1 protein-coding gene is annotated in these 278 nt (G+C 65.5%); it reads left to right on the forward strand.

Annotated elements, in window-relative coordinates; all coding sequences use genetic code 11:
- The coding region (locus tag SB753_RS36755; protein WP_410805047.1) for a DUF427 domain-containing protein at positions 1–278 on the forward strand (278 nt) is incomplete at both ends.

A 278-nucleotide genomic window follows, 5' to 3' on the forward strand; every position in this document is an offset into this window, starting at 1 on the left:
ACGGAAGCCGGGACAAGTCCGCCGGCGGACATGCCATCGCGATCACCGGCAACGATCACCGCGTCCGCGTGATCCACGGCGGCGTGACGATGGCCGACACGCACGCCGCGCTGACAATCAGCGAAACCGGCCTGCCCGACGTGTTCTACTTTCCGCGCGAAGACGTGAACATGGCGCGGCTCGAGCGCTCGACGCACACCACGCACTGCCCGTTCAAGGGCGACGCGTCGTACTTTCATCTGCGCACCGAAGACGGCCTGATCGAAAACGCCGTATGG

The organism is Paraburkholderia sp. SIMBA_053, from assembly GCF_046534895.1.
In the GTDB taxonomy this organism is placed as follows: Bacteria; Pseudomonadota; Gammaproteobacteria; order Burkholderiales; family Burkholderiaceae; genus Paraburkholderia; species Paraburkholderia caledonica.